We start from the raw sequence: 25,270 nt of genomic DNA, 5'->3' as shown, positions 1-25,270 counted from the left end.
TATACGCCTTGGACTCCCGGCGTCACTGGCACACATGCAGATCATTGTAACCTATGGTTTGAATCGACATGCGGCACACTACTAAGCTAGCGATTGTCATGTGTTTTTAATATTTTTCCCAGCCGAAGAAACAAAAACAACATCAAAATAAACGAACAAAATACAAGAGCAATAAATATAGAGCGAACACTATATTCATAAAGCGAAAGCAAGCAGGCAGAAAAAACTAACCCCAAGATATTTAGAGACGATATGGTAAAGAGTGTTGGTACCCAAAAATCCCCCATGCTTCTTAATGTCATCCGAGTCACAATATAAACATACTCAAAAATCAAAAAAGGTATCGAGATCAGAATGTTGCTTTCAATCAATCGCCTTACCGCTTCATCGGATGTATAAAGTAGAGATACATTTTCATTGAAGAAAAAGCAAGCCAGCAAAAAAGGGATCAATATAGCAAATCCAAATTTCAATCCTTGAAAATACGTTTTCCTCAGCAAGGAAAATTCCTTTAGCACATAGTGACGAGCTACAATTATTCCGACAGCATTCCCCACTCCAATTGAAATCATGTATACGATGCTTAAAAAATGGAGAGATGCCTGATAAGCAGAGAGGCTTACATCGCCCAAACTTTTTGAAACAAACGAGAGAATAAAAAATAAAAGACTTTCACCGCCGAAGCAAAGTGCCAACGGAAGTCCCTTATAAAAATAATCCGCGTACGTTTTCCTCTGAACACTCTGAAAGTACCGAAACCGGAAAATGTAGCGGTGGATTATTCGACTAAAAAAAATGAACGCTACCACAACAAAAAACCATCTCAGGACAACATATGCAGACACAAAATAAATAATATTCGAATCCATATCTGCCAGGACCAAAATAGCGCCCATTGCAACAACAGCCATATTGAACGTCCACGTGTATAAAAGCTCATATTTTATTTGTTTAATGGCATTGAAAAAATTGAAGATGATTATTTGTATGTAAATAGCAGGAATGGAAAGTGAAAATATCAGTAGTACTTCAAGCCCTGGAGAATTATCGTTAGCAGCAGAGGAGTTCCACGTATTAAGAACGTATAGGAACACCCCAAAAACAATAAATCCCCCCAACAAGACTGCGTACCTGAAAGAGACATTTAAATCAAGTGCAACCCCGCTGGCATTTAAGTCAGTCGAACCTGCCACATTGACCATCAATATTGAAAAAAAACCAATTCCTACAACCGTTAGAAAAGAAACCAAAGCCCAGGCTAATGAAGCCTGACTCAGAGAGTCAACTATAAAATGCCCAACAAAGGCAAAGTAAAAGAGGGAGGCGATCATCTCGCCCAGCCTGGAAACTATCAACGTAACAGATATTCTAGCAATCTCCATATTTCCCTACCCGATGTAAGTATTATCGTATCTCACCAAAAATATCTGAATATACCTCGCCCTCCCAATCAGCGGACAAATCCATACCTAACGAGATTAAAAAACTAGAGAGAATTTTTCCGAAAATAAAATGAAGAGATAAGTTTCTCGCGTCAAACGCAGCATGGCTTGATAAATTAATGGGCCTGCCTTTATTTACAATATTAATCTTTTTTCCGTCCAGCACAATAGATGAGCCATCACCGCTCTCAAAACATTCCATTAACTCCTGATCAAACTCATCATCATAAGATGTTACAACCGAAATATATCCATTATCATTTATCGCGCTGACTACTTTTTTGGTGACACCATGTTGCCCCGACATAGAAAAACAGTACTCAAAATAACAAGCATACAGGCCCAGCTCAGCATGAGTTAAAGCCTCAAAACCCTCAGTCGCAGCCATAAACAGACGTGCTTTGTCTGAGTCAACAACTACAATATCTGTGACTCCTCTCTCCCTTAGTCCAAAGCAAAGTGAGCGTCCAATTCTGCCGTAACCAACAACCAATGCAGGTTTATATTTTGACCATTCTGTAATAAACGAAGGCAGATGCGCCAGCATAATGGTTGCAACCATTACATTCTCCGCCATCTTATAGGCGTCATATGCTACCGACTTAAAACGTCTTCTATTAGCAAAATATTGAGTATCTTGATATTTTTTGTGGCCATTGGCAGTATCTTCGAGCACTAGCAGTAACCGCTCACCTAGCGACGCTGATATCTCATCGATATAAGGAGCAAAATAACCGCCAATATCAAATATAATGACTGGAAGGTCGGAGTTACGTGTAAGACTTCCAATTTCATTGACCGTTTTACTGAATGCCTTCCTATCCCTTGCCTTCATGACTCTGGTTGGATCGCTTATATGCATAAGTAAATTTGCATTTAGCGACCCCTTCTTAGGGATCAAGTAAATTTTATCAAACATCCCCAGCCAATTATTACAAATACTGAGGTTTACTGTCGTTGATAAATGAGAGAAGCAAAATATTAAGCAGTTCCCCAAAGAGTCGTTACCTGATGCTTTATGAGCATTTAAAACCTGCCGATAGAAGTGCTCTGCAATTCTATGCGCATTCAAGTAATTCAATCGCTTTGAAACCGGGGTGTTATCTAATAACCCTTCAATGGTTTTCATGATAATCCCTTTTGCATGAGTCCTAGAATTAACGTCCTATTCCAGAAAGCATCGCGAGTACCTCAACATAAAGCGACGACAGTCTGTTTAATTCATCTAGTGGGCCAGAACCTGGATTGTTCGGTATGGTAATCATGCTTTTTTCAAGCCTTTCGCGGATTTGAGCAATATCAACTGCTTTAATATCCATACTCTCTACACCAAGGCCAAAAGCATGCCAATGGACTTCATCATTTTCGATTTTATCGCCAGGTAAATTCAAGGCTATTTTAAGATCTATCTCAAGAGGGTTAAATTCGGCACTGCTGGTTAGCAGTTGCTCCCTCGTTTTGACTATCTCACCTGCTAAATCACACAATGTCAAAATACACCATGCGCGAGCATCGCCATTCCTTCTCTCTTTTTCACATTGAAGCGACTTATTCAATTTAAATAAATAACCACTCTCAGTTGAATTTTCACTCTCGGCAAATAAGGAGAAGCACTTTTCATACGTGGCGCCCTTCGTCCCTTGCTGTGGGTACAATTCATTGAAGAGAAAGTCAATATACTGCCTCATAGCTTAATCGCCATCCTGGTTGGAGTGTCAAGGAGTATTTTTTTATTGAGAATCGAACTGACGTCGAAGTCATTAGCCTCGATAAAAATCGCAGGCACCTTCGTGATTCTGGCAAATACCGTCCTTATGAAAAAAGCATTTTTATCTTTCCCCAAAAAAATGAAAGCTTCTGGCAGATGATCCTTATTAAAACTAAAAACAGAGTCCGAAAAATTCAAGCATATATTTCCTTCCCCCCAACCATTCGCACCCTCTTTAACAACGCCAACAGACGTACCTGGAACTTCGCATACTCCAGCGGAAAAATTAACACTTAGATCATCGCCTCTATAGGTTGTCATTTCCTTACGAATCAGCTTTTGCTCATCAATATCAACAAGAATAACTTTTACTCCTTGTTCTTCCCCGACAAAGACCTGATCCTTTTCAAACTGCTGAATTAACTTTCTCTTCGTGTCTGAATTTATCACCTTCGCCCTATATAAAAGCTCAGGACCAATCCATTTATGTTTAGTAGCCAGTCCGCCAGCAAATACAAAACTTGAAATTTCGGGAACGGTAGAGGTCGCCTTGAATATCTCCGTAGCGCTCGACAATAAGTACGCGTCTTTCGAGGTTTTTAAGAGCTCATCACCAAGTATATCTTCAACAGTTATATCGCTATTCGCCGGCAGATTTGCCAGTCCATAGATCCCACTTTTTCTACTGTATATATTTGATAAATTTTTCGGATCCAGTCCATATTTTAGCATTCTTAATACCAACCCCATCGGCTGGGTGCCAGATCGATTATGCATGACTGGACCATCACAAGCAGCAAATTGCATGGTATTAAACTTTACTTTCCCATCAAGCACAGCAGAGACACTTACTCCAGAGCCAACCTGACAAATAGCTCCAGAATACTTTAATATTTGATACTTGATTTTAAGCTCTTCTAGACATGCTTTTATTGCAAGCCCATGGTAGCCACTTGAATACAGTCCATATCTTCTGATTATTGAGCTTTCGAAAGGTATTCTCTCCTCCGAATGCAATGACAGATCATCAACTGCATGATCCCTTACCATTAATTGCATTGCCTTAGGGAAGTTTTTTTTCGTCTCCTGAATAACCGCAAGACAAAGTGAATTATGTCTGGAGCTTAGATAATCATTGAATTCCAAGATCCATTCTTGATGCTCTGTTATCTCCTGTACTGTAGTACCAAACCCTGCGAACTTAACCCTATGACCTATTTTTGTCGGCGCTGTCCACTTCAGTAACTCCAGAACCTCCTTGGCTTTATCAATCACCAAGCCAGATGCTTTGAGTAAATCATCTCCCACACTTACCTTGTAAACGTCGCTTTTAACGCTCAATCCTTTACTAAATTTTATTTTTACCGTCTGGCTCTGCAATCCTATGAAATTAATATTTATGTCGACTCTATTGTCGCCATTAAATATAGAGGTCTTGATTGAAGAGCTACCGACATTTATCGACATTTCAGAAAATGAATCTCTACCTGCTTGCATACTACTTCCTCAATTCCACTCTTTGAGAAGGCTAATTAAAGACGGGGTGCCTTGCGCGGCGAAAAATTTCTTTCTAAAGTAATACTCGCATGTGGATATTTTATGATCAGTCTGCTTTCGACTATTAAACTCATCATTTAGTGCAGTGAGGGATTTCTGTAGTGATGGATATAATTCGTATTTTTTTAGCAAGCCTTCGATTGCCAAGAACACTGAATCCATGTACATAAGTGTTTCTTCAATGTATAAGCGACACTCATCTTCTGTGACGGCGCCCTTTCTAGCCAAACTGAAAAAACTGGCTTTAATCTCATCAAATCCATTTACCCTAAACACATTTGAGTAAACCCACTTGTGATGCTTATTCGTTACCCCTGTTAAGTAGGTAAAACTCATTGTCGTTTTTAGCATCATATCTCGTACAATTTCGCACCCCATCCAGAGGTTCCCCGACTGCCAGCAACCTTGAACATCCTGAAATGCATAAAATACCGGGAGTTTTTCCCGATGAGCCACATAAATGTGTTTTTCTCGAGGGATCTTGGCTTTTAGTTTATTGAATTCGTCCTCATTCTCCAATGCACATCCAGTTAACGATCTATGAATGACATTATTTTCTCGCTCCAGTAGTACTGGGGTGTATATGAATCGCTGATCGGCGGTAATCTCATCAAAGGCCTTGTCAATCTTAACTATAATCTCATCCACTTCAGCAAATGTTATGTAGTCAGTATCAATATGGAGACTTGTATTTCCGTAAAAGTCTGTTGTGTTATGAACCTCCTGATTTCCAGCGATGTAGTGGTAATTAATATCTGTAACCAACGCATGTTCACTTGACTCAACATCGTTTGCTTTAGGCCTTTCATCGCACAGAACAATGCAATCAATGTCAGAGTGAATTGTTCCAATGCCTTCAATCAAAGTTCCTGATACAAGAAAAATACTCGTATCTTCCAGGAGTACTCTCTCCCGCAAGTATTTTTTCTGAATTGTTACTTCCCCATCCAAGATGGAAATTTCTTTTTCAGAAACTTTCGATTGTGAAGTTTTCACAAGTATATTTTTTGTCATGATTATTCCTCTGGATAACTGCTACTTAAGAACACCTCAAGTGCTGATTTATGCCGCATGCCTCCCAGCCATATTTGAAATTTAAACCAAAATATTTAACCAGATTGGATTATTTCTAGGTCGCTATTAGCATTAAGTTACAGGGTTAGAGGAGCTTTAATGTGAATAGCGCTCCTGTGACAGAATGACAAGCAACGTAGACTTTTTCATCATTAGATCACCTACAATTGGAATCATATATTTTGAAATTTTAATAATCCATCAGGGCTTTTTTGGTAAGCCAATAAGCAGGTTATCTCGAAAAAACTCGCCAAGGGGAGGCGAAGTAGTAACACTACTGATCTTTTTTAGAATGCTCATAAAAGCCTCATAGCAAACTCGCCGAATTTTAATTTATTCATCCGGATACTTCGGATGTATTCAGCGTGTCGAGCGTGTCGATGTCGCATTGGCAATCGTCATGAACGATGACACTGCAAACCTAGTGGGGTTTTAGACAACTCGCAAGAATTTATAAAAGTTTCAGAAGTTACTTACAGATACTTAAATACAACTCCTAAATCAGTGAAGTGCTTTTCCTAAAAGTTTGTAATTCTTTTCCTTAAGTCCATCCATTGCTTCCCACCATTAAGAAAACAACGGGTCATGAAAGGCCTGACAGGTATGAAGCGGTGCTCCGCCCCTGTAGCAGTTGCCGAAACGGTCGTAAACCCGACCGACGCGGTGCAGCTGTTCATGGGGATTGGCGTGGCACTGTTCTTCATGCCGACCTTGAGCATTCTGATGTCGGACCTGCCGCCGAGCCAGATCGTCGACGGCGCGGGCCCTGGCGACGTTCCTGCGCACGTTGGGCGGTAGCTTTGCGGCCTCGCTGACGACGTGGATCTGGATTCGCCGGGCGGATCAGCACCACGCCTATATGAGCGAAAGCATCAGCACCTATGAGCCGGCTACCCGCGAGGCGCTGAACAGCCTGGGCGGGGCGAGCAATCCGGCGTATGCGCAACTGGATCATGTACTGACCAGTCAGGCGTACATGCTCTCGACCGTGGATTACTTCACGTTACTGGGTTGGGGCTTTATGGGGTTGATATTGATTGTTTGGCTGGCGAAACCGCCGTTTGCTGCCAAAGCAGGGCCAGAGGCTTCGGGGCACTGAGTCAAACACTGTGGATGGGTGTCTGGCTTAAACATAGAACCCATGTGGGAGCGAGCAGGCCCGCTCCCACAAGGGTTTTGGGTTTGGTCGTTAGATTGCGGGTGCTGCTAACTGCGGCGGCGGGGCGAAGTCGAACGGTGCCAACGCAAACCCACTCTCATCCACCTGTAACGCCCAGCCCTGACGATCCCAATCCCCCAGCACAATCCGCTTTGCTGCCTGCTCACCGAGTTGCAGCTTGTGGATCGCCGGGCGATGGGTGTGGCCGTGGACCAGGGTTTTCACGCTGTAGTGCTGCATGATCCGCGGGACTTCTTCGGGGGTCACGTCAACGATGTCGTTGGCTTTCATTCGGGTTTGCGCACGGCTTTCGCTGCGCAGCTTGCGCGCCAGTTTATGCCGGGTGCGCAACGGCAGATGGCGCAGCACGAACAAGGTGACGGGGTTGCGCAGGTAGCGGCGCAGCTTCATATAGCTTTCGTCGCGGGTGCACAGGCTGTCGCCGTGCATCAGCAGCACCGGTTCGCCATAAAACTGCACGACACTCGGGTCCTTGAGCAGGGTGCAGCCGGCTGCTTTGCAGAAGGCCTTGCCGAGCAGGAAGTCGCGATTGCCATGCATCAGGAAAATGGCCGTGCCGCTGTCGCTGAGGTCGCGAAGGGCTTGGCAGATGGTGCGTTGGAAGGGAGTCATGGCGTCGTCGCCAATCCACACCTCGAAAAAGTCGCCCAGAATGTACAGCGCACGCGCTGCGCGGGCGCGGGTGGCGAGCAAATCCAGAAACGCCCGGGTAATGTCCGGGCGCTCCTCTTCCAGATGTAAATCTGAAATCAGCAGTATCACTCAATGATCTCGGCTTTCTCGATGATCACGTCTTCTGCCGGTACGTCCTGGTGACCCGATTTGGACGTGGTGGACACGCCTTTGATCTTGTCGACAACCTCAGTGCCTGCAACCACTTTGGCGAAGACTGCGTAGCCCCAGCCCTGAACGTTCTTGCCGCTGTGGTTCAGGAAACCGTTGTCGGCCACGTTGATGAAGAACTGCGCGGACGCCGAATGCGGCTCCATGGTGCGAGCCATGGCCACGGTGTACTTATCGTTGGAAAGACCGTTGTCAGCTTCGTTCTGGATGCTTGGGCGCTTGTCTTTCTTCTCTTTCATGCCTGGCTCGAAACCGCCGCCCTGGATCATGAAGTTGCCGATGACACGGTGGAACACGGTGTTTTCGTAGTGGCCGGCGTTAACGTACTCGATGAAGTTGGCCACGGTGATCGGGGCTTTTTCAGCGTTCAGTTCCAGGACGATGTTGCCGTGGTTGGTGGTCAATTTGACTTGAGTCATGATCGGTACTCTTTTAAGGAGAAGCGTTTTCAAGGAATCCGTGGCTGTCGGGGCGCCGCATGACGCGTGCGAACCCGAACCTCTCTGGCAAAAAATCGCCAAGGTGCGCAGTTTAGCGTGACAGGCGCGAATTTCGAGGCAGTTTTTCAAATCAGGCGTATTAAAAGCAGCAGTTTTAGGGCCTGCTCTGTCAGGTGCTTGACAGCATCGGCTATGATAGCGGCTTTGTTTTGTCAGGCCTCCATGAAGGCCACGCACCTGTACGTCAAGGATCCTATGAGCAAGCCCACTGTCGACCCTACCTCGAATTCCAAGACTGGCCCTGCCGTGCCGGTCAACTTCCTGCGGCCGATCATCCAGGCGGACCTGGACTCGGGTAAGCACTCGCAGATCGTCACCCGTTTCCCACCTGAGCCCAACGGTTACCTGCACATCGGCCACGCCAAGTCGATCTGTGTGAACTTCGGCCTGGCCCAGGAGTTCGGTGGCGTCACGCACCTGCGTTTCGACGACACCAACCCGGCCAAGGAAGACCAGGAATACATCGACGCCATCGAAAGCGACGTCAAGTGGCTGGGTTTCGAGTGGTCCGGTGAAGTGCGCTACGCGTCGCAGTATTTCGACCAGTTGCACGACTGGGCAGTGGCGTTGATCAAGTCCGGCAACGCGTACGTCTGTGACCTGACCCCGGAACAAGCCAAGGAATACCGTGGCAGCCTGACCGAGCCGGGCAAGAACAGCCCGTTCCGCGAGCGCAGTGTCGAAGAAAACCTGGACCTGTTCGCCCGCATGAAGGCCGGCGAATTCCCGGACGGCGCACGCGTGCTGCGGGCAAAGATCGACATGGCTTCGCCGAACATGAACCTGCGCGACCCGATCATGTATCGCATCCGTCACGCTCACCACCACCAGACCGGTGACAAGTGGTGCATCTACCCGAACTACGATTTCACCCACGGTCAGTCGGACGCCATCGAAGGCATCACCCACTCGATCTGCACCCTGGAGTTCGAAAGCCATCGTCCGCTGTACGAGTGGTTCCTCGAGCACCTGCCAGTGCCGGCGCAACCGCGCCAGTACGAATTCAGCCGCCTGAACCTGAACTACACGATCACCAGCAAGCGCAAGCTCAAGCAACTGGTCGATGAAAAGCACGTTCACGGTTGGGACGATCCGCGCATGTCCACGCTGTCCGGCTTCCGCCGCCGTGGCTACACGCCGAAATCGATCCGCAACTTCTGCGACATGATCGGCACCAACCGTTCCGACGGCGTGGTCGACTTCGGCATGCTTGAATTCAGCATCCGTGACGACCTGGACCACAGCGCCCCGCGCGCCATGTGCGTACTGCGTCCGCTGAAAGTCGTGATCACCAACTACCCGGAAGGCCAGGTCGAGAACCTCGAACTGCCGTGCCACCCGAAAGAAGACATGGGCGTGCGCGCTCTGCCGTTCGCTCGTGAGATCTACATCGACCGTGAAGACTTCATGGAAGAGCCGCCAAAAGGCTACAAGCGCCTGGAGCCGACCGGCGAAGTGCGTCTGCGCGGCAGCTACGTGATCCGTGCCGACGAAGCGATCAAGGACGCCGATGGCAACATCGTCGAACTGCGTTGCTCGTACGACCCGGACACCCTGGGCAAGAACCCGGAAGGCCGCAAGGTCAAAGGCGTGATCCACTGGGTACCGGCAGCGGCCAGCGTCGAATGTGAAGTGCGTCTGTACGATCGCCTGTTCCGCTCGCCGAACCCTGAGAAGGCCGAAGACAGCGCCAGTTTCCTGGACAACATCAACCCTGACTCCCTGCAGGTGCTCACCGGTTGTCGTGCCGAGCCATCGCTTGGCAACGCACAGCCGGAAGACCGTTTCCAGTTCGAGCGCGAAGGTTACTTCTGCGCGGATATCAAGGACTCGAAACCTGGTCATCCGGTGTTCAACCGTACCGTGACCCTGCGTGATTCGTGGGGCCAGTGATTCAAGGAACATAAAGTGCTAACGATCTACAACACGCTCACCAAGAGCAAAGAAGTCTTCAAGCCGCTGGATGGCAACAATGTGCGCATGTACGTGTGCGGCATGACCGTGTACGACTACTGCCACATCGGTCATGGTCGCAGCATGGTTGCGTTCGACCTGGTGACCCGCTGGTTGCGGTTCAGCGGTTACAACCTGACCTACGTGCGCAACATCACCGACATCGAAGACAAGATCATCAACCGCGCCAAGGAAAACGGCGAGCCGTTCGACGTCCTGACCGAGCGCATGATCACCGCGATGCACGAGGACGAGGCGCGCCTCAACATCCTCAAGCCGGACATGGAGCCGCGTGCCACCGATCATATCCCTGGCATGCTGAGCATGATCCAGACCTTGATCGACAAGGGCTACGCCTACGCACCGGGTAACGGCGATGTGTACTACCGCGTCGCGAAGTTCATGGGCTACGGCAAGCTGTCGCGCAAGAAGATCGAAGACCTGCGCATCGGTGCACGGATCGAAGTCGACGAGTCGAAACAGGACCCGCTGGACTTCGTGCTGTGGAAGGCCACCAAACCGGGCGAACCGAGCTGGGAGTCGCCATGGGGCGCGGGGCGTCCGGGCTGGCACATCGAATGCTCGGTGATGTCGACCTGCTGCCTGGGCGAGACCTTCGACATTCATGGTGGCGGCAGCGACCTTGAGTTCCCGCACCACGAGAACGAAATCGCCCAGAGCGAAGCGGCCACCGGCAAGACCTACGCCAACGCGTGGATGCATTGCGGGATGATTCGCATCAATGGCGAGAAGATGTCCAAGTCCTTGAACAACTTCTTCACCATTCGCGATGTGCTGGAAAAGTACCACCCGGAAGTTGTGCGTTACCTGTTGGTGTCGAGCCACTACCGCAGCGCGATCAACTACTCGGAAGACAACCTCAAGGACGCCAAGGGCGCGCTTGAGCGTTTCTACCACGCGTTGAAAGGCCTGCCGAGCGTGGCACCGGCTGGCGGCGAAGCCTTCGTCGAGCGTTTCACCCAGGTGATGAACGACGACTTTGGCACGCCGGAAGCCTGCGCCGTGTTGTTCGAGATGGTGCGCGAGATCAACCGCCTGCGTGAGAGCGATCTGAACGCAGCGGCCGGATTGGCAGCGCGCCTGAAAGAGCTGGCCAGCGTGCTGGGCGTGTTGCAGCTTGAGGCTGATGACTTCCTGCAGGCGGGCGCTGAAGGGCGGGTTGATGCAGCTGAAGTCGACGCGCTGATTCAGGCACGTCTGGCGGCACGGGCGGCTAAAGACTGGGCCGAATCCGACCGCATCCGCGACCAGCTCACCGCCATGGGCGTGGTGCTGGAAGACGGCAAGGGCGGCACGACCTGGCGTCTGGCTGACTGATTGCAGCGTTCGCTACAAACAAAACCCGCCTTGTGCGGGTTTTTGTTTTTGGGGTGGGCGCTAATTCTGCAGTGACAGGACCGGCGCCTTCGCGGGCAAGCCCGCTCCCACACTGGATGTGTGTCGTACACAAAACTCAAGCGCACCGAAGATCAAATGTGGGAGCGGGCTTGCTCGCGAAGGCCTCAAGCCGAACCCCTCCAGTAGGGCGCAATCGTCACTCGGCCTGGCGCAATCGCTTGTAGAGGGTATTGCGGCTAACCCCCAGTCGCCGGGCCAGACAGGAAATATTCCCCCCGGCCGCCTGCAACTGCCGATTCAAATCCTCGGCATCATTCAAATCCACCGCCAGCGGCACCGGCGTCTCAACAGGCTCCATCTCCAGATCCACAAAAAAATCATCCGGCAAATGCTCAAGTCCGATCGGCTGATCCTCGGCCATGGCCAGCGCCACCTGCATCACGCTGCTGACCTGCCGCAGATTCCCCGGCCACGGATGACGTTCGAACAGTGCCATCACCTGCGGGCTCAAACCGGCCCATTGCCCGGGCTCGCGGTGCTGTTCCCACAAGCGCTTGAACAGCGCCGGTTTGTCGCTGCGCTCGCGCAGGGGCGGCAGCTCCAGGGTCAAGCCGCCGATGCGGTAATACAAGTCTTCGCGAAAGCGCCCGAGCTGAACCTGCTCGCGCAACGAGCGGTTGGTGGCCGAGATGATGCGAATGTCCACCGCGAACAGCTCGCTGCTGCCCACCGGTTGCACGCAGCGCTCCTGCAACACCCGCAACAATCGAGCCTGGGTCGGCAGCGGCATGTCGCCGATCTCATCGAGGAACAACGTGCCTTTGTCCGCTTTGCGAATTAGCCCGATGCTGCCTTTCTGGTTGGCACCGGTGAACGCGCCTTTTTCATAGCCAAACAGCTCGGACTCCACTAGTTCGGCGGGGATCGCCGCGCAATTGACGGCAATGAACGGCTGTTTGCTACGCGTGCTGGCCTGATGCAAGGCTTTGACGAACACTTCCTTGCCCACGCCGGTTTCGCCGTGAATCAGCAACGGAATGTCTTTCTCCAGTAGGCGCTCGGCCTGGCGTACGGCTTTTTCCACGCGACGGTCACCGAAGTGCAAGGTGCCGAGGCTGATCGTTTCGGGCGCAGGGCTCGGCGGCTCGGTGAACACACGTGCTTGAACCGGGCGCTGCCGGGGGCGTTTGAGCAGGCAATGAAAGCGATTGCGCCCGGACGCTTGCAAGGCGAAGGGCAGGCCGTCGGGCTGGTTCAGCAGTTCGAGCAACGACACCTTGAACAGGCTTTCGATGCTGGCCCGCGACAGGCTGACGCCCAGCAAATTATCGGCCCGGCGGTTGGCCGAGAGCACCAGGCCGCTTTCATCGAAGATCAATAACCCGGCCCACTGGCTGTCGAGGTTGTTCAGGCCAGTGTTGAACACCAGTTGAAAGTGTTCGCCCTTGAACAGGTTGAGAATCAGCCGGTTCTCCACCGTCTGGCTCATCATCTTGACCATGCCCAGGGTATGAGAGGGCGGCAGGTAGCTGTCGCTGGACACGTCCAGCACGGCGATGACCTTGCGCTCGGCGTCGAAGATCGGCGCCGCTGAACCCGTCATGAAACGGTTGGCCTTGAGAAAGTGCTCATCGTGTTCGATGTGCACTGCTTGCTCGCAGGCCAGCGCGGTGCCGATCGCGTTGGTGCCGCTGCACTGTTCCCGCCAACTGGCGCCGGCATTGAAACCCAGGCTCAGGCCCGGCTCGATAAAGCGTTGAGTGCCCCAGGAGGTCAGCACCTGGCCGTGATTGTCGGCGAGCATGATCAGGCAGTTGGAGTTGCTGAGGATGTTTTCGTAGTAGGGCAGGACTTCCTGATGGGTGGTTTGCACCAGTGAATGCTGGCTCTCCAGCAAGTGCGCAATGTCCTCGGCGGGCAACTGATCGAACGCCGGGGCGCTTTGATGGTTGAGACCGAACGCGCGGCAGCGTGACCAGGAGCTCTGGACGATCGCGTCGTGGGACAGCGGCGGGGCAGGTGCGGCCATGGCAGTCAGCCTCTGAAACAGCGTTTTTATTGTTGTTATAGGTATCTCAAACGGCGCAGTCCCACAGGGTTTTGCGCAAAAAGCATCGGTAGAGTGTTGTTCACAACTGTTCAAAGTCAAACCCGGCACTGTTCAAGTGTTCACTCGTCGTTGTTCATTTCTGTTCAGCGGCGAAGCCGTGTTTTCGGCTCTTTTCGTGAAAGCCGAGCCAGATCAGTCGTTTGGGATTTCTGGCACGAATGTCGCTCTGTTGCTCCGGTCGCCTGACTCCAACAATAAAAAGGCCGAGCCATGTCATTAACGCTGGAGCACGTCAGTCGCACCGTCGAGGGTCAACTCTGGATCGACGATGCGAACCTGCGCTTCGAACCCGGTTCTTTCAATGTCTTGCTGGGGCGCACGCTGTCCGGCAAGACCAGCCTGATGCGCTTGATGGCCGGTCTCGACAAGCCTGACAGCGGACGCATCCTGATGAACGGCGTAGATGTCACCCGCCGCCCGGTTCGGCTGCGCAACGTGTCGATGGTCTATCAGCAGTTCATCAACTACCCGACCATGACCGTGTTCGAGAACATCGCCTCGCCGTTGCGCCAGGCTGGGGTCCCGGCCGAGCTGATCCAGAGCAAAGTGCTGGAAACCGCGCGCATGTTGCGCATCGAAAAATTCCTGCAACGCCATCCGCTGGAACTGTCCGGTGGCCAGCAGCAACGCACGGCGATGGCGCGGGCGCTGGTCAAGGACGCCGAACTGATTCTGTTCGATGAGCCGCTGGTAAACCTTGACTACAAGCTGCGCGAAGAACTGCGCCAGGAAATGCGCGAGCTGTTCAAGGCGCGCCACACCATTGCCGTCTACGCCACCACCGAACCTAACGAAGCGCTGGCGCTGGGTGGCACCACGACCATTCTTCACGAGGGCCGGGTGATCCAGAGCGGCCACACCGCCGAGGTCTATCACCAGCCGCAAACTGTACTGGCCGCCGAGCTGTTTTCCGAACCGCCGATCAACTTGATGCCGGGGCGCATTGCCGGTAACGAGGTGAGCTTCGCCAATTTCGTGCACTTCCCGCTGAACGTCGATTTGCGCCCGGTGGGCGAGGGCGAGTTCCGCTTCGGCGTGCGGCCCAGCCATATCTCGCTGGTGCCCAGCAACGATGATGACCTGGAACTGGCCGTGACCGTGGAAGTGGCGGAAATCAGCGGTTCGGAAACGTTCCTGCATGTACGCAACGAGCATTTCCTGCTGGTGCTGCACTTGCCTGGGGTCCACGAATACGACGTCGATGCACCGATTCGCATCTATATCCCGACCCATAAACTGTTTGTGTTCGATGGCCAGGGGCGGCTGCTCCAGGCTCCCGGACGCCGCGTTTCGAGGGTTGCCTGATGGCCGAAATCCATTTGCAGAACCTTGCCCACAGCTACACCCGCACACCTGCCGGGCCTGAGGATTATGCAATCCGCGAGATGAATCACGTCTGGGAGCAGGGCGGTGCCTATGCCTTGCTCGGGCCGTCCGGGTGCGGCAAGTCGACCTTGCTCAACATCATCTCCGGCCTGCTCAGCCCTTCGGAAGGTCAGGTGCTGTTTGACAACAAAGTGGTTAATCAACTGACCCCGGAGAAGCGCAACATTGCCCAGGTTTTTCAGTTCCCGGTGGTCTACGACACCATGACGGTGTTCGACAACCTGGCGTTTCCGCTGCGCAATCAGGGCATGGTCGAGGCGAAAGTCCACAGCAAAGTGCAGGAAATCGCTGAAGTCCTCGACCTTCAAGCGCTGCTGTACAAGAAGGCCCGTAACCTCACTGCCGACGAAAAACAGAAAGTCTCCATGGGTCGTGGGCTGGTGCGTGATGACGTGTCGGCGATCCTCTTCGACGAGCCACTGACGGTGATCGACCCGCACCTGAAGTGGAAGCTGCGGCGCAAGCTCAAGCAGATTCACGAGCAGTTCAACATCACCATGGTCTACGTGACCCACGATCAACTTGAAGCCTCGACTTTCGCCGACAAGATCGCGGTGATGTATGGCGGGCAGATCGTGCAGTTCGGCACGCCGCGAGAGCTGTTCGAGCGGCCGAGCCACACCTTTGTCGGCTATTTCATCGGCAGCCCGGGGATGAACCTGATGGATGTCACGCCGAGTGCCAGCGGTGTGAGTTTCGGTTCGACCGACTTGCCCTTGTCCGAAGCCTTGCAACGGCGTATTGCCGAAACCGACTGGAAAACCCTGAAGGTCGGGATTCGCCCGGAGTTCATCCACGTCTGGGACGAGCCTTATGAAGAGGCGCTGCAAGCTAAGGTGATTCACGTCGAAGACCTGGGCACCTACAAGATCATGACCCTGAACCTGGACGGCGTACCGCTCAAAGTACGCCTGACGGAAGACAAACTGGTGCCGCAGGGCACGGCGTACATCAGTTTTCCGGCGCAGTGGCTGATGGTCTATGCCGATGACTATTTGCTGGAGGTCCAGCCATGAACAAGGTGCAGAACAACAAGGCCTGGTGGCTGGTACTGCCGGTGTTCCTGCTGGTGGCGTTCAGTGCCGTGATCCCGATGATGACGGTGGTCAATTACTCGGTGCAGGACATTTTTGACCAGTCGAGCCGCTATTTCGTCGGCGCCGACTGGTACAAACAGGTACTGCTTGACCCGCGTCTGCATGACTCGCTGTTGCGCCAGTTCATCTATTCCGCCTGCGTGCTGCTGATCGAAATTCCGCTGGGCATCGCCATCGCCCTGACCATGCCGACCAAGGGACGCTGGTCGTCGTTGGTGCTGATCGTCATGGCGATTCCGCTGCTGATCCCGTGGAACGTGGTCGGTACTATCTGGCAGATTTTTGGCCGGGCCGATATCGGGTTGCTCGGCTCGACGCTGAACGCCATGGGCATCAGCTACAACTATGCGGCCAACACCATGGACGCCTGGGTCACGGTGCTGGTGATGGACGTCTGGCACTGGACCTCGCTGGTGGCGCTGTTGTGTTTCTCGGGGTTGCGGGCCATTCCGGACGTGTATTACCAGGCTGCGCGGATTGACCGGGCGTCGAGCTGGGCGGTGTTCCGGCACATCCAGTTGCCCAAGCTCAAGAGCGTGCTGCTGATCGCGGTGATGCTGCGCTTCATGGACAGCTTCATGATCTATACCGAACCGTTTGTGCTGACGGGCGGCGGGCCGGGTAACGCGACGACGTTCCTCAGCCAGACCCTGACCCAAATGGCGGTCGGCCAGTTCGACCTGGGGCCTGCGGCGGCGTTTTCACTGGTGTACTTCCTGATCATCCTGTTGGTGTCCTGGCTGTTCTATACCGCCATGACTCACTCCGACGCCAACCGCTGAGGCCTGCCATGACTAAACGAAAGTTAGTGCCTCTGTTGATCTACATCCTGTTCCTGCTGGTGCCGATCTATTGGCTGCTGAACATGTCGTTCAAGAGCAACACCGAAATCCTCGGTGGCCTGACGCTGTTTCCCCAGGATTTCACCCTGGCCAACTACAAGGTGATTTTCACCGACCCGAGTTGGTACACCGGCTACCTGAACTCGCTGTATTACGTGAGCCTGAACACGGTGATTTCCCTGAGCGTGGCGCTGCCAGCGGCCTATGCGTTTTCGCGCTATCGGTTTCTTGGCGACAAGCACCTGTTCTTCTGGCTGCTGACCAACCGCATGGCGCCACCGGCGGTGTTCCTGCTGCCGTTCTTTCAGCTCTATTCGTCTATCGGCCTGTTCGATACCCACATCGCGGTGGCGTTGGCGCACTGCCTGTTCAATGTGCCACTGGCGGTGTGGATTCTTGAGGGCTTCATGTCCGGGGTGCCGAAGGAAATCGACGAAACCGCCTACATCGACGGCTACAGTTTTCCCAAGTTTTTCGTGAAGATTTTCATCCCGCTGATTGGTTCGGGCATCGGCGTGACGGCGTTTTTCTGCTTCATGTTTTCCTGGGTCGAACTGCTGCTGGCACGCACGCTGACCTCGGTCAACGCCAAGCCGATTGCGGCGGTGATGACCCGCACCGTGTCGGCGTCCGGCATTGACTGGGGCGTGCTGGCGGCCGCCGGGGTACTGACCATCCTGCCGGGCATGCTGGTGATCTGGTTTGTCCGTAACCATGTGGCCAAGGGCTTTGCCCTGGGGCCGGGTGTGAGGAGCTGATGATGGAGTGGATGAACTGGACACCACCGACCGCAGCCTTCTTCGGCGCCATCGCCCTGTTGCTGATGGGCATGACCACGTGGGAGTTGCGTTCACCGAGTATTCCTCGACGCGGCTTTTTACCGATCAGCACTACCCGTGGCGATCGGTTGTTTATCGGTCTTCTCGGGAGCGCCTACCTGCATTTGCTGGTGATTGGCGCGACTGGCTGGAGCATCTGGGTGGCGTCCGCGCTGTCCCTGGTGTGGCTGTTGGCTGTGATGCGTTGGGGCTAGTCGACATTGAACGGCGCGGATGCCCCGAAACCCAAACAGGAGGTTTTATGTTCGATAAAAACAATAAGCTGCGACATAGCGTTTCATTGGCAGCCCTGCTGGCACTCAGCGGGTTGAGCGCTGCGGCGTGGGCTGATGCCTATGAAGACGCCGCCAAAAAATGGATTGGCAGTGAGTTCAAGCCGTCCACCCTCACCGAAGCCCAGCAGCTTGAAGAGTTGAGGTGGTTCATCAAGGCGTCCGAGCCGTTTCGCGGGATGAAAATCAATGTGGTCTCGGAAACCATCGCCACTCACGAGTACGAGTCCAAGGTATTGGCCAAGGCCTTTACCGAAATCACCGGGATCAAGCTGACCCACGACTTGCTGCAAGAAGGCGATGTGGTGGAAAAGCTGCAAACCCAGATGCAATCGGACAAGAACATCTATGACGGCTGGGTCAACGACTCGGACCTGATCGGCACACATTTTCGCTACGGCAAGACCGAGTCCATCACCGACTTGATGGCCAATGAAGGCAAGGACTACACCTTGCCCACCCTGGACATCAAGGACTTCATCGGCATTTCCTTCACCACTGCGCCGGATGGCAAGATTTATCAATTGCCCGACCAGCAGTTCGCCAACCTTTACTGGTTCCGCGCCGACTGGTTCGAGCGGGCGGACCTCAAGGCCAAGTTCAAGGAGAAGTACGGCTATGAACTGGGCGTGCCGGTGAATTGGTCGGCGTATGAAGACATTGCCAAGTTCTTCACCGAGGACGTCAAGGAAATCGACGGCAAGCGTGTTTACGGTCACATGGATTACGGCAAGAAAGACCCGTCACTGGGTTGGCGCTTCACCGATGCCTGGTTCTCCATGGCGGGTGGCGGCGATAAGGGCTTGCCCAATGGCTTGCCGGTGGACGAATGGGGTATTCGCGTGGAGGACTGCCACCCGGTGGGTTCCAGCGTGACCCGTGGCGGCGATACCAACGGGCCAGCGGCGGTTTATGCAACGCAGAAATACGTCGACTGGATGCGCGCCTACGCACCGCCCGAGGCGCAAGGCATGACGTTCTCCGAGTCGGGCCCGGTACCGTCTCAAGGCAACATCGCCCAGCAGATCTTCTGGTACACCGCGTTTACCGCCGACATGACCAAACCGGGACTGCCGGTGATGAATGCCGACGGTACGCCGAAATGGCGCATGGCGCCTTCGCCAAAAGGTCCGTATTGGGAGGAGGGCATGAAGCTTGGGTATCAGGACACCGGTTCCTGGACTTTCCTCAAGTCCACGCCAGAGAAGCAAAAGCTCGCGGCCTGGCTTTACGCGCAGTTCGTCACCTCGAAAACTGTTTCACTGAAGAAAACCATCGTCGGCCTGACGCCGATTCGCGAGTCGGACATCAACTCCCAGGCCATGACCGACCTGGCACCGAAGCTCGGTGGGTTGGTGGAGTTCTACCGCAGCCCGGCCCGTGTGCAATGGACCCCGACCGGGACCAACGTGCCGGACTATCCGCGCCTGGCTCAACTGTGGTGGAGCCACATCGCTGAAGCTGCCAGTGGCGAGAAAACCCCGCAGCAAGCGCTGGATGGCCTGGCCAAGGATCAGGACGCAATCATGGCGCGGCTTGAACGCTCCAAAGTGCAGCCGGTCTGCGGGCCGAAAATGAACCCTGAGCGTGATGCGCAGTACTGGTTCGATCAGCCGGGCGCACCGAAACCGAAACTGGCCAACGAGAAACCTAAAGGTGAGACCGTGAGTTACAACGAACTGATCAAGTCGTGGGAGGCGGCGCGCAAGTAGGCGATTGGACTGTGTGATGCTTAACGGCACCGCAAGGTGCCGTTTTTGTTTGTGTCTGTGCCGGCCCTTTCGCGAGCAGAACCCTCATCTATGAGTGCCTTCAAAAGCATCCAGTATTTCGTCTGGCAGTAAACGCAAAAACGGCACCCGAAGGTGCCGTCTCTGTTTTCAACTGCGTACGATCTAAGTGATCAACCCGCCAGACCTGCTTGCTGAACCAAGGTCAGCAACGGTTGTGGGTACACGCCGAGGAAGAACGCCAGCAGCGCGATTGCCAGCAGCATCACGCCACCGGTGCGCTGTTCCCAGTGCAGCTGGGCGTCGTGGCGACGCAGGTTTGGCTCGATCAGGTACAGGGTGACCATCACGCGCAGGTAGTAGAACACGCCAATGGCGCTGCCCAATACCAGCGAGCCGACCAGCCACCATTGGTGAGCTTCGACGCCCGTGGCAATGATGTAGAACTTGCCGATGAAGCCTGCGGTCAGCGGGATACCCGCCAGGGACAGCATCATCACGGTCAGCACGGCGGTCAGGTACGGACGGCGCCAGAACAGGCCACGGTATTCGTACAGGGCATCCGCGTCACGGCCGTTGTACGGCGAGGACATCAGGGTGATGACACCGAAGGCGCCCAGGCTGGTGATCACGTAGGTGACCAGGTACACGCCGATGGCTTCCATGGCCAGGCCCTTGCTCGCCACCAGGGCAATCAACAGGTAACCGAAGTGCGCGATGGACGAGTAACCCAGCAGACGCTTGAGGTTGCTCTGGGTCAGTGCCAACAGGTTACCGAACAGGATCGAAGCAATCGCGATCACGGTCAGTACGGTGCTCAACACGCCGCTGCTGGCCACTGGCGACATCTGGAACAGACGCACCATCACCGCGAACACCGCGACTTTGGACGCGGTCGCCAGGAACGCGGCAACCGGTGCCGGAGCACCTTCGTAGACGTCCGGCGTCCAGAGGTGGAACGGCACCAGCGACAGTTTGAACGCCAGGCCAATCAGCATCATGCCCAGACCCAGTTGCGCCAGCGGGCTTGGCAGGCCAGAGGCCTCCAGCGCCATGCCGATACCGCTGAAGCTCAGGGTGCCGGCTTCGGCGTACAGCAGCGCCATGCCGAACAACAGGAACGCGGAACCGGCGGCCGACAGCACCATGTACTTGATGCCGGCTTCCAGCGAACGCTTGTTGAAGAAGGCATAGGCCACCAGGCCGTAGACCGGCACCGACAGCAGTTCCAGGCCGATGAACAACCCGGCCAGGTGCTGCGCGCTGACCAGGACCAGGCCACCGGCGGCGGCCATCAGGATCAGCAGGTACAGTTCTTCACGGTTGCCCGGGTAACCCGAACCGCCATCGCCGAGGTAGGCGTGGGCGAGGGTGACGCAGGCGAGGGTGGCGACCAGGATCAGCGCCATGTACAGGCAGGCGAAGCTGTCGATTTGCAGCAGTGGTGTCACGGCTAGAGGCGCGACTTTCAAGGCTGGCAGGATCGACAACAAGGCCAGGTTAAGACCCGCCACCGACAGCAGGAAGGTCTGTGAGTGGTTGCGGCGCCAGGCGATAGCCAGCATCACCACGATGATCGTGGCGCTGGTGATCAACAACGGCGCAAGCGCGATAAAGTGTTGAATCGTGAATTCCATAGCGCTCTTACCGGGGCCCGAAGCGAGTTGAGTGAAGGCGGTGCCGAGCCATTGCTGCACGCCATGCATCGTAGCGGCAGAGGTATCGAGGAACGGTTGCGGGTACACGCCGAGGTAAACCAGCAGTGCCGCGATGCCCAGCACCATGATCAGTTCGCGAGCATCCATGCCATGCAGGACCGCGTCCGACTTGGACGGGCCGAAGTAGGCACGGTGAATCATGATCAGCGAGTAGACCGAACCGAATACCAGGCCCGACGTCGCGATCACGGTGATCCATGGTGCTGCGGCGAAGGTGCCGATCAGGATCAGGAACTCACCCACGAAGTTACCGGTTCCCGGCAAGCCCAGCGAGGCGGCCGCGAAGAACAGGCTGATGGCAGGCAGGTAGGCGATCTTCGACCACAGGCCACCCATTTCACGCATGTCGCGGGTATGGGTGCGCTCGTAGAGCTGGCCACTGAGGATAAAGAGTGCCGCGGCCGACAGACCGTGCGCCAGCATCTGGATCACGGCGCCTTGCAGGGCCAGTTGGCTGCCGGAGTAGATACCGATCAGCACGAAGCCCATGTGCGAAACGCTGGAGTACGCGATCAGACGCTTGATGTCGGTCTGGGCGAAGGCCAGGAACGCACCGTAGAAGATCCCGACCAGGCCCAGGGCCATGGCGAACGGCGCGAATTCGGCCGACGCGTTCGGGAACAGCGGCAGGGCGAAACGCAGCAGGCCGTAAGCAGCGGTTTTCAGCAGAATACCGGCCAGGTCGACGGAACCCGCGGTCGGTGCCTGGGCGTGAGCATCCGGCAGCCAGGAGTGGAACGGTACAACCGGCAGCTTGACCGCGAAGGCGATGAAGAAACCGAGCATCAGGATGTACTCGGTGGTCATCGACATCTTGGTTTTCAGCAGGTCGGCGTAGTTGAACGTAATCAGGCCTGTGCTGTTGAAGTTGACCAGTACCAGACCCAGGATCGCCACCAGCATGATCAGGCCGGAAGCCTGAGTGAAGATGAAGAACTTGGTCGCCGCGTAGATCCGGGTTTTCTTGCCGTCCGAAGAACTGTGACCCCAGAGCGCGATGAGGAAGTACATCGGCACCAGCATCATTTCCCAGAAGAAGAAGAACATGAACAGGTCGAGGGCCAGGAACACGCCGACGACACCGCCCAGGATCCACATCAGGTTCAAGTGGAAGAAGCCAACGTGACGCTGGATCTCTTTCCACGAGCAGAGTACCGAGAGAACACCCAGCAGACCGGTCAACAGGATCATCAACAGCGAGAGGCCGTCGAGGGCCAGGTGCACGCTGATGCCGAAGCGCTCGATCCAGACGTGCTTGAACTCAAGCGCCCAGGTCGGATCAGCGCCAGGCGCCGGTGCAAATGAATAATTACCGTGGGCCCACAGCCAGAGGCCGAGAGCGAGTTCCAGGGTCATGGTCAACAGCGCAATCCAGCGGGGGAGGGTGGCGCCGAAGCGCTCACCCATCCAGCACAGCAGGCCGCCGATGAAGGGGATCAGGATTAGCCAAGGCAGAATCATGACGGGCTCGTTTCCTTTCGCAAGTTCGCAAGGTTCATATCAGACCGCTACCAGCACGACAGCGCCGATAACCAGCACGGCACCAGCAGCCATCGAGGCGGCGTACCAACGCAATTGACCTGTTTCGGTACGGCTCAGGGCGTTGTGACCCCCTTTGGCCATACGCGGGATCAAACCGATGGTTTGGTCGAACGGGTCTTTGCGCAGCAGGTGGCTGATCGCAAGGTACGGCTTGACGAACAGTTTGTCGTAGACCCAGTCGAAGCCCCAGGCAGCGAACCACCAGGCAGTGAGCAGGCGACCGATGCCGCTGTTGGCGATGGCCGTCACGAAGCGACGCTTGCCGAGGAACAGCAGGGCCGCCAGCAGGATACCGGCCAGGGCGATGGCGCCCGAGGCGATTTCCAGGCTGTGCTTGGCTTCACCGCCGGCATGGCCGACGCTTTCCGGCAGCACGCCGTGCAGCGGCGGAACGATCATCGCGCCAATGGCGGTCGACAACACGATCAGCACCGACAGTGGCAGCCAGTGAGCGATGCCGTGACCAGCGTGGGCTTCGGTCTTCGCTTCACCGTGGAACGCGATGAAGATCAGGCGGAAGGTGTACAGCGATGTCATGAAGGCACCCACCAGACCTGCATACAGCAGACCGTGGTTGCCGCTGGCGAAGGCTTCCCAGAGGATTTCGTCTTTCGAGTAGAAACCTGCGGTCACCAGTGGCAGGGCCGCGAGGGCCGCACCGCCGACAATGAAGCTGGCGTACGCCAGTGGCAGTTTCTTCCACAGGCCACCCATCTTGAAGATGTTCTGCTCGTGGTGGCAGGCAACGATCACCGCACCGGAAGCAAGGAACAGCAGGGCCTTGAAGAAGGCGTGGGTCATCAGGTGGAAAATCGCACCATCCCAGGCACCGACGCCCAGCGCCAGGAACATGTAGCCGATCTGGCTCATGGTCGAGTAGGCGAGGATACGTTTGATGTCGGTTTGTACCAGGGCGGCGAAACCGGCCAGGACCAGGGTCACGGCACCGACGATGCCAACCAGGTGCAGCACATCCGGCGCCAGGGCGAACAGACCGTGAGTACGGGCGATCAGGTAGACACCGGCGGTGACCATGGTTGCGGCGTGGATCAGTGCCGAAACCGGGGTAGGACCGGCCATCGCATCAGCCAGCCAGGTTTGCAGCGGCAGTTGCGCGGATTTACCGACAGCACCACCCAGCAGCATCAGGGTCGCCAGCATGATCCAGAAGTCGCCAGCCTGGAATTTTTGCGGCGCCAGTACCAGCAGCTCCTGAATGTTCAGCGTCTGCATTTGCTGGAACAGGATGAACAGGCCGATGGCCATGAACACGTCGCCGATGCGGGTGACGACGAAGGCTTTGAGCGCGGCGTTACCGTTGTTGCGGTTGCTGTAGTAGAAACCGATCAACAGGTAGCTGCACAGGCCCACGCCTTCCCAACCGAAGTACAGGAACAACAGGTTATCGCCGAGCACCAGGAACAGCATGCTGGCGATAAACAGGTTGGTGTACGCGAAGAAACGCGAGTAGCCGTCTTCACCGCGCATGTACCAGGACGCGAACAGGTGGATCAAAAAGCCCACGCCGACGACCACACCCAGCATGGTCACGGACAGACCATCCAGGTACAGGGCGAAGTTCGGCTTGAACTCGCCTACCGCCATCCACTGCCACAACACCTGGGTGTAGTGACCGCCTTCAGGCGGCGCGACGTTGAACTGCCAGATCACATAAGCAGTCACGATCGCCGAGAGGCCGATGGAGCCGACGCCGATCAGCGCGGCCAGGTTCTCGGAAATCTTCCCGCGAGAAAACGACAGCAGCAGGAAACCGATCAGAGGGAATACGAAGGTCAGAAAGAGTAGGTTCATCCGCGCATCTCACTGGCAGCGTCGATATCGAGCGTGTGGAAGCGGCGATACAGTTGCAGCAGGATCGCCAGGCCAATACTGGCCTCGGCGGCTGCCAGGCTGATCACCAGGATGAACATGATCTGCCCATCCGGCTGAGCCCAACGTGCACCGGCGACAATGAAGGCCAGTGCAGAGGCGTTCATCATCACTTCCAGGCTCATCAACACGAAAAGAATGTTGCGGCGAACCATCAGGCCAACCAGGCCGAGGCAAAACAGGATGCCGGCGACGGCCAGACCATGTTCGAGAGGGATAGCAGGCATG

Annotated in this window: 19 protein-coding genes and 2 pseudogenes; 9 read left to right on the top strand and 12 right to left on the bottom strand. The window is 54.7% G+C overall.

Going from position 1 to position 25,270, the window contains the following annotated elements:
* Nucleotides 1-86: 86 nt before the first annotated feature.
* The 5 genes from AABM54_RS16425 to AABM54_RS16405 all read right to left on the bottom strand — a co-directional run bounded on the left by AABM54_RS16425 (nt 87) and on the right by AABM54_RS16405 (nt 5,721).
* The gene (locus tag AABM54_RS16425) at nt 87-1,331 is read right to left on the bottom strand and encodes an MATE family efflux transporter (RefSeq protein WP_347901057.1); all 1,245 of its coding nucleotides are present in this window, start codon (nt 1,329-1,331) and stop codon (nt 87-89) included.
* Between the two features lie 73 nt (nt 1,332-1,404).
* Nucleotides 1,405-2,571 carry an NAD-binding protein gene (locus tag AABM54_RS16420; protein ID WP_347901056.1) on the bottom strand — a complete coding sequence of 389 codons (1,167 nt, stop codon included), beginning with the start codon at nt 2,569-2,571 and terminating at the stop codon, nt 1,405-1,407.
* Nucleotides 2,572-2,599: 28 nt separating this feature from the next.
* Nucleotides 2,600-3,130 carry a hypothetical protein gene (locus AABM54_RS16415; RefSeq protein ID WP_347901055.1) on the bottom strand — a complete coding sequence of 177 codons (531 nt, stop codon included), beginning with the start codon at nt 3,128-3,130 and terminating at the stop codon, nt 2,600-2,602.
* Nucleotides 3,127-4,647 carry a hypothetical protein gene (locus AABM54_RS16410; RefSeq protein ID WP_347901054.1) on the bottom strand — a complete coding sequence of 507 codons (1,521 nt, stop codon included), beginning with the start codon at nt 4,645-4,647 and terminating at the stop codon, nt 3,127-3,129. The genes AABM54_RS16415 and AABM54_RS16410 overlap by 4 nt, the downstream gene beginning before the upstream one ends.
* A gap of 9 nt (nt 4,648-4,656) precedes the next feature.
* On the bottom strand, nt 4,657-5,721 hold the full coding sequence (locus tag AABM54_RS16405) for a hypothetical protein (RefSeq protein WP_347901052.1): 1,065 nt from the start codon (nt 5,719-5,721) through the stop codon (nt 4,657-4,659).
* 723 nt (nt 5,722-6,444) lie between these two features.
* On the opposite strand from AABM54_RS16405, the pseudogene AABM54_RS16400 reads away from it, so the two are divergent.
* Nucleotides 6,445-6,880: pseudogene (locus AABM54_RS16400) on the top strand (MFS transporter); the annotation flags it as partial.
* Nucleotides 6,881-6,970: 90 nt separating this feature from the next.
* Here AABM54_RS16400 and lpxH read toward each other — a convergent pair.
* Together lpxH and AABM54_RS16390 are read right to left on the bottom strand one after the other, a co-directional pair.
* Nucleotides 6,971-7,723 (bottom strand): UDP-2,3-diacylglucosamine diphosphatase, encoded by a 753-nt coding sequence (gene lpxH / locus AABM54_RS16395; RefSeq protein WP_347901051.1) that lies wholly within the window; start codon nt 7,721-7,723, stop codon nt 6,971-6,973.
* Nucleotides 7,720-8,223: a peptidylprolyl isomerase gene (locus AABM54_RS16390; RefSeq protein WP_347901050.1), complete on the bottom strand. Its 504-nt coding sequence runs from the start codon at nt 8,221-8,223 to the stop codon at nt 7,720-7,722. Before AABM54_RS16390 ends, lpxH begins: the two co-directional genes overlap by 4 nt.
* Nucleotides 8,224-8,499: 276 nt before the next feature.
* Here AABM54_RS16390 and AABM54_RS16385 point away from each other — a divergent pair, with 276 nt between their 5' ends.
* Together AABM54_RS16385 and cysS are read left to right on the top strand one after the other, a co-directional pair.
* Nucleotides 8,500-10,197: a glutamine--tRNA ligase/YqeY domain fusion protein gene (locus AABM54_RS16385; RefSeq protein WP_347901049.1), complete on the top strand. Its 1,698-nt coding sequence runs from the start codon at nt 8,500-8,502 to the stop codon at nt 10,195-10,197.
* A gap of 15 nt (nt 10,198-10,212) precedes the next feature.
* Nucleotides 10,213-11,595: a cysteine--tRNA ligase gene (gene cysS, locus AABM54_RS16380; protein WP_347901048.1), complete on the top strand. Its 1,383-nt coding sequence runs from the start codon at nt 10,213-10,215 to the stop codon at nt 11,593-11,595.
* A 217-nt stretch (nt 11,596-11,812) separates the two neighbouring features.
* Here cysS and AABM54_RS16375 read toward each other — a convergent pair whose 3' ends face one another.
* The gene (locus tag AABM54_RS16375) at nt 11,813-13,645 is read right to left on the bottom strand and encodes a sigma-54-dependent Fis family transcriptional regulator (RefSeq protein WP_347901047.1); all 1,833 of its coding nucleotides are present in this window, start codon (nt 13,643-13,645) and stop codon (nt 11,813-11,815) included.
* Between the two features lie 291 nt (nt 13,646-13,936).
* Here AABM54_RS16375 and AABM54_RS16370 point away from each other — a divergent pair, with 291 nt between their 5' ends.
* From AABM54_RS16370 to AABM54_RS16345, 6 genes are read left to right on the top strand one after another with little or no spacing between them, the layout of a single operon-like run.
* Nucleotides 13,937-15,031 carry an ABC transporter ATP-binding protein gene (locus tag AABM54_RS16370; protein WP_347901045.1) on the top strand — a complete coding sequence of 365 codons (1,095 nt, stop codon included), beginning with the start codon at nt 13,937-13,939 and terminating at the stop codon, nt 15,029-15,031.
* A complete protein-coding gene (locus tag AABM54_RS16365) occupies nt 15,031-16,128 on the top strand; it encodes an ABC transporter ATP-binding protein (protein ID WP_347901044.1) in 1,098 nt (365 codons plus the stop codon). Before AABM54_RS16370 ends, AABM54_RS16365 begins: the two co-directional genes overlap by 1 nt.
* Nucleotides 16,125-16,991 carry a carbohydrate ABC transporter permease gene (locus AABM54_RS16360; RefSeq protein ID WP_010173085.1) on the top strand — a complete coding sequence of 289 codons (867 nt, stop codon included), beginning with the start codon at nt 16,125-16,127 and terminating at the stop codon, nt 16,989-16,991. Before AABM54_RS16365 ends, AABM54_RS16360 begins: the two co-directional genes overlap by 4 nt.
* Nucleotides 16,992-16,999: 8 nt before the next feature.
* Nucleotides 17,000-17,809, top strand: a complete 810-nt coding sequence (locus AABM54_RS16355; RefSeq protein WP_347901042.1) for a carbohydrate ABC transporter permease — start codon at nt 17,000-17,002, stop codon at nt 17,807-17,809.
* A 2-nt stretch (nt 17,810-17,811) separates the two neighbouring features.
* On the top strand, nt 17,812-18,084 hold the full coding sequence (locus AABM54_RS16350; RefSeq protein ID WP_347901041.1) for a DUF2160 domain-containing protein: 273 nt from the start codon (nt 17,812-17,814) through the stop codon (nt 18,082-18,084).
* Between the two features lie 47 nt (nt 18,085-18,131).
* Entirely contained in the window at nt 18,132-19,874 is a 1,743-nt protein-coding gene (locus AABM54_RS16345) for an ABC transporter substrate-binding protein (RefSeq protein ID WP_347901040.1), read from the top strand.
* 191 nt (nt 19,875-20,065) lie between these two features.
* On the opposite strand, the gene nuoN is transcribed toward AABM54_RS16345, so the two are convergent.
* From nuoN to nuoK, 4 genes and pseudogenes are all read right to left on the bottom strand, one after another.
* Complete coding sequence (nuoN, locus tag AABM54_RS16340; protein WP_347906223.1) at nt 20,066-21,529, bottom strand: NADH-quinone oxidoreductase subunit NuoN; 1,464 nt, start codon at nt 21,527-21,529, stop codon at nt 20,066-20,068.
* Between the two features lie 21 nt (nt 21,530-21,550).
* Nucleotides 21,551-23,071 (bottom strand): annotated as a pseudogene (gene nuoM / locus AABM54_RS16335) (NADH-quinone oxidoreductase subunit M); the annotation flags it as partial.
* Between the two features lie 39 nt (nt 23,072-23,110).
* Nucleotides 23,111-24,964, bottom strand: a complete 1,854-nt coding sequence (nuoL, locus tag AABM54_RS16330; protein ID WP_347901039.1) for an NADH-quinone oxidoreductase subunit L — start codon at nt 24,962-24,964, stop codon at nt 23,111-23,113.
* Entirely contained in the window at nt 24,961-25,269 is a 309-nt protein-coding gene (gene nuoK / locus AABM54_RS16325; RefSeq protein ID WP_003180046.1) for an NADH-quinone oxidoreductase subunit NuoK, read from the bottom strand. The genes nuoL and nuoK overlap by 4 nt, the downstream gene beginning before the upstream one ends.
* Nucleotide 25,270 lies beyond the last annotated feature (1 nt).

It is taken from the genome of Pseudomonas purpurea (assembly GCF_039908635.1).
In the GTDB taxonomy this organism is placed as follows: domain Bacteria; phylum Pseudomonadota; class Gammaproteobacteria; order Pseudomonadales; family Pseudomonadaceae; genus Aquipseudomonas; species Aquipseudomonas purpurea.
Note: the sequence above shows the minus strand (reverse complement) of the source record. Positions and strands in the feature narration are given on the sequence as shown.